The organism is Rhodohalobacter sulfatireducens (assembly GCF_022012475.1).
In the GTDB taxonomy this organism is placed as follows: Bacteria; Bacteroidota; Rhodothermia; order Balneolales; family Balneolaceae; genus Rhodohalobacter; species Rhodohalobacter sulfatireducens.
In genome coordinates this window covers 1-3462 of the sequence record NZ_JAKLWS010000071.1, presented here as the reverse complement: position 1 = coordinate 3462, position 3462 = coordinate 1, and the positions used below count along the sequence as shown (strand labels likewise).

At 41.8% G+C, this 3462-nt stretch carries 3 protein-coding genes; all 3 read right to left on the bottom strand.

Annotated features, from left to right (window positions below):
- Nucleotides 1-738: 738 nt before the first annotated feature.
- Nucleotides 739-870, bottom strand: coding sequence for a hypothetical protein (locus L6773_RS21550; RefSeq protein WP_255727822.1), 132 nt, complete (start codon nucleotides 868-870; stop codon nucleotides 739-741).
- A gap of 203 nt (nucleotides 871-1073) precedes the next feature.
- Entirely contained in the window at nucleotides 1074-2348 is a 1275-nt protein-coding gene (locus tag L6773_RS21005; protein ID WP_237856640.1) for a hypothetical protein, read from the bottom strand.
- A 726-nt stretch (nucleotides 2349-3074) separates the two neighbouring features.
- Nucleotides 3075-3263 carry a hypothetical protein gene (locus L6773_RS21000; RefSeq protein WP_237856639.1) on the bottom strand — a complete coding sequence of 63 codons (189 nt, stop codon included), beginning with the start codon at nucleotides 3261-3263 and terminating at the stop codon, nucleotides 3075-3077.
- Nucleotides 3264-3462: the final 199 nt, after the last annotated feature.

The window sequence follows — 3462 nt, the reverse complement described above, 5'->3', positions numbered from 1 at the left end:
GCCACTTTCGGTGGTTTCTATAAGATTACGAGATTTCAGTCCATCTGTACTCCTCAGATGATCGTTCCCGCTATTCCCGCAATCTCCTAATCTCAAGTAATTGCTAGTATCATAACTATTTTAACTCGTTCCCAAGCTCCTTGGTCAACGAAGCTTTTCATGAGTAAACGAATTGATAATGAAAATGATAGCGTAGTTGGCCTTGGTCATCGAAGCTTTTCCCAAACTGGCGCAAGTGTCCACTTGTGCCCCTTTTTCACAACGATTACTCCTTACCAATCACCCGATTCTATTCCGCCGTTTAAGGAATTAATTCATAATTCTATGCGCTACCTCTCGAATCATCACCTGCTTTTGCAACATTCATCGCCTCGAGGTTTTATTTGAACATTCGCTAATCCCACGGCTGCAAACCGGTCACGTTGTTCCGGTTTTTGCCATGGGCTATTGATATTTCACTCCTTCGGAGTGTGTGATTGCACAAATGCAATCAATTTTATCTCCCAAACGCAGTGAGGGGGCTCCTAATTACAACCACCGTCATACGCAAAAAGATTCTTCGCTGCCCCTCCTATTTAGTCGTTTTGCTCAGAATGACAGGCGGGGTAAGAATCAATGGACGGCGTTTAACACGCCTTGTCAGAATCACACTTCTCATTACGCCGTCTCAACCTCTTCCTGTCGAAGCGGCGTTAGACTGAACTAAATTCTGCTGATGAATCTGAAACGCCGCGAATTCTAACCTCCTTCAATGTCATCCCGAACGAACGTGAGGGATCTCATAAAAAGAACTCTTGCCTTCATGCGCCCTCCACCCCGGGTTACAATACCAATCACCCAACCGGGTTGAGATTGCACAGGTGAGATCAATCATTTTCCTCTTACCGGGTTCGGAATTGAGAGATATTCACTACTTGTTGAATAAGATGCTAGAGGTAGGGCCAGCCGTTTAGTGTTATGTTAGTTATTAAGAATAAATCTCAACTAACAGTAATAAATAAAACCCACAAAAAAACCCCAAACACTATGAAGCGTTTGGGGCTGTATGAGAATCAGTGAGATTTTATGTTCTACTATGGAGTATACTCAAAATAGGCTGACCAGTTTCCTCCTCCATTCTCCAAAGATGGTACAGCAGAACCCCAGGCGGTCTCTGTACCCCCTTCCGTTTTCTTCTCATATTGAAAACCGGAGGCAGTATCCGTATACGTTAATTGGCTTTGCTGAGCCGAAATAGATGGTGCTGAAACAGATCCATCACCTGTATTTACTTCATAGAAGTTGCCTGATATACTGCTGTTTATTTCGTCGGTGCCGGATCTGTGCCCGTAAAGCACACCATTCGATCCAAAAGCTAATTGTAAGGATTTCGTATAAGAAACATTATGAACTTCAAAATCTTCAGTCGACAGATTATACGTGAAGTATTCATACTTATTATGAATTCTACAAAGACCCCAACCAAAGAGAACTCCTTCCTTTATTGCAATGTCTCCGGAGAATTCCCATTTATGGGTATCTCCTGAAATATCGTAGCTATTGTTTGATGCAATAGTGCCATCCGCATTAAAACTTATCTCATGAAGATTATCGGTAGCCGGGTAACTGTCCATTGCATAATACTTCCCGTTGTAAAAGTCAGCTGCCGCCACTTCCATACCGATTTCACCGGCGATATATTCCGTATTGTCTCCATAATCATAATAGTATAGAGCTCTTTGCTCAACTCCGGTGCGATAGTTCGTGTAGTACATACGATTGTTGAATCCATCGTAAGCAAGTCCATTCGGGGATACACCGCTAAACGGTGGAGAGGATGACTGGAATTCCAAATTCGCAGTTCCATTTACAACATCAACGGCATAGATTTCACCCGATGATCGTTTAATCCCATAAACTATTCCTGAATTTTCCGTCAACACAATGGTATTTGTATTTGAATACTTTTGAACAACTGCATGAGCAGCGATATTCCAGGGTTCAGACGGACTTTCATCCACGGCGTAGGTATAAGAGGTAGCACAATCATGTTGTGCGGAATATTTGAACTGACCCGGTACGAGATTGCCTCTGCCCTTTACAAAATCTTGGTCTAACAGATCATCTTGCCATAATTGCAACTGCGTTTCCTGCAAACACCATCCATTTGTGCTGAATGTAACTTCTAATTTGCCATCCACTTTATTCACAACTACTTTACCGGCTTCAGTGTGTTGTCCGGCATAGAGTGTTACATCGCCACCATCACCAATATCACTTATTGCAATATCGGATTGTAGTATCTCAGCTTCACCATCAGGTCCTATCGCATTTTCGCATGAGGTTCCTAAAAAAAGGAATATCCCCATGAATGCTACTATTAATCTTCTTGTATGTTTATAGCCAACCATTTTTTTCTCCGTAGTTATTATTAGTAAATTAGAAAAGCATTTTACCCTCTTAACGAAGTTAAGTAGGATAGAAGTTATTACTAAGTTTATTAGACAAGTCTAACGTTATATTGTTTTAATCTTTTGTAAGGCAGTCGTATACGGAAATTCATTAACACCCATTCAACACGTAGATTTGAAGTCGAAATTTATTGAGGGAAAAAAGATAGATCTCCTCAGAAAAGGATGATATCTTTAAAAAAAGAACGATTTAATTAACTACTTCAGTACTAAACGGACCTATCAAGGAACTCCGCCTATGAGGTGAGAATCAATATGTGCAGGCACAAGTTTGTGAAATGTTCATTTATGAAGGTCAAAAATGCGAATTTGCCTGCCAAAATAGGTTCAGAGTTTCAAATTTAGAGCTCACACAAATAGTTTTTTGGGTACGTTTTTAAGATTTTTGGTAGTCGCTTTGAATAAAAAAAACTACACCACCGGTTCAAGACGGACCTATCATCAAACATTTTACCTACCACTCTTGTTAAGAGGTAGTCACTTTTTTAATGCGAAAAAAGGTCAACTACGCGTCAAGAGCCCAAAAAAAGAAAACATCTAATATTGCTTCGTTGACCAAGGTCAACGAAGCTTCTCTTTAGCGTAGTTGACCTGCTTGGGAACGCCAATCAGAAGCTCCGGCTTCTATTCAGTCTGTTCAGGATTCCATACATCATTTTTCGCACTACCCCCTCGAATGCGATCAATCCTTTTCGATACCCATCGCCTCGGGATATCCGCTTTAGAGAGGAGGCTTCCCATCCCCGGGTTGCGGCCTCTAATCAGAGCTCCGCTCTTCATCAGGCCTCCACCCGGGGTTACAATACCAATCACCCCGCCGGGGTGAGATTACACAAGCGTAATCCAGAAGCTCTCCCTGCCCTCGGATAATCCTTTACTCGTTCCTAAGCTTTGCTTGGGAACGCACACTGGAAGCTCCAGCTTCCATTCATTGATCCGTGTGATCTTTCATCTAACATTTTGCCAAATCCTCAAGTTAAAGGGTAGTACCTTTTTTGTGTGAAAAAAGGTA